This is a genomic window from Lysinibacillus sp. TE18511, from assembly GCF_054062295.1.
The window spans coordinates 1-1688 of the sequence record NZ_JBSSFD010000098.1 but is presented as its reverse complement, the minus strand read 5'-3'; the positions used below and the strand labels follow the sequence as shown (position 1 = coordinate 1688).

At 37.5% G+C, this 1688-nt stretch carries 1 protein-coding gene; it reads left to right on the top strand.

The window, feature by feature from the left end; all coding sequences use genetic code 11:
- Positions 1-69: 69 nt before the first annotated feature.
- Positions 70-1643 (top strand): IS3 family transposase gene (locus ACVWXS_RS25880; protein WP_456960687.1). Its coding sequence is split into 2 segments (ribosomal slippage): positions 70-709 and positions 709-1643, totalling 1575 coding nucleotides; the frame shifts between segments, so codons are not numbered across the junction.
- The last annotated feature ends 45 nt before the right edge of the window (positions 1644-1688 follow it).

The following is a 1688-nucleotide window of genomic DNA, read 5'->3' as shown; positions in this document are numbered from 1 at the left end:
TGATATGCTCCCCATTAGGTAGACAGATTAAAAAATAAAATCTGTTTAACAAAATGGGGAGTTTTTTTCATGCCTAAAAAATCATTTTCACCAGATGTTAAAATTTTAGCACTTCAATATTTAGAGGAAGGTCGTCATACACTTCAAGAAATATGTACGATGTTTTCTGTTAATATGACAACCCTACAAGTATGGCGTGCTCTTTATAAATACGGTGGAGTAGAAGCTTTAGTACGTCATAAGAAAAATAAGGTGTACTCAGAAGAATTGAAGCAGCGTGCTGTGGAAGATTATTTATCAGAGAAATATTCTATGTTCGATATCCTGGCCAAATACGGGATTAGTAGTTTATCAGTATTCAAAAAGTGGTTAAAAATCTATACTAGTCATAGTGAATTAAAAGATTCGGGTAAAGGATTGAGCCAAACTATGACTAAAGGAAGAAAAACAACCGTAGAAGAACGCATTGAAATCGCCAAAGCTTGCCTAGCGAACAAAAAGAATTATCAAGAAACAGCGACACAATTTGAGGTATCTTACCAACAAGTGTATCAATGGGTGCGTAAATTTGAAGAAAATAGAGAACAAGGTTTAGCGGATCGCCGTGGTCGCACAAAACTAGTAGAAGAACGGACACCAGAGGACGAACTGCGCTTAATAATTCAACAGATGGAGCGTGAAAATGAACGATTACGTGCAGAGAATTTACTATTAAAAAAGTTAGAGGAAATCGAAAGGAGGCATCGTTAAGTAAGATTCGAATTCAGAGCCGCTATATCGCGATTCAAGAGTTAGCGGAGAATGAAAACTTATCGATTGTTTTACTCTGTGAAATCGCTGAGGTATCACGTGCAGCTTATTACAAATGGTTGAAACGTGAGCCATCTGTAAGAGAAAGAGAAAACAAACAGCTAGTTGAATCGATTCAACATCTTTATTCGCAAGTAGATGGCATTTATGGCTACCGCCGCATCACAATGACAATTAACCGCCAACGAAAAAAAGAAGGCTTAGCCAAATTTAATGAGAAGCGTATTTACCGTCTGATGCAGCTTTGCGGCCTAGAATCGATTATTCGACGTAAGCCAAAACGATACCGTAAATCAAAGCCTGATTATGTGGCAGAAAATATTTTAGCACGTGAATTTACTGCGGAAAAACCGAATCAGAAATGGTGTACAGATGTAACAGAATTCAAATACGGCAAAGGGAAAAAGGCATATTTAAGCGCGATTATTGATTTACACGACAATTCAATTGTCAGTTATGTATTGGGACATTCGAATAACAATAAATTAGTTTATGACACTATGATTCCTGCAATACAAGGGCTAAAAGTTGGTGAGCAACCGCTTATTCATAGTGATCGAGGTTATCAATATACATCGAAATTTTTTAAACGCATGACAGAGGATGCAAATATGGTTCACAGTATGTCGAGGGTCGGTCGTTGTATCGATAACGGACCGATTGAGGCTTTTTGGGGTACCCTGAAAGTCGAAAAGTATTATTTAAACAAATATGATACATACGAGGCGTTAGAAGCAGCAATTGATACATATATTTCGTTCTATCATAACGAACGTTACCAAGAAAGCTTAAACGGCTTGAGCCCCTTAGAATACAGGGCTCAAGCCGCATAGAGTATTTTTATTATTTCCGCTGTCTACTTGACAGGGAGCAGTTCA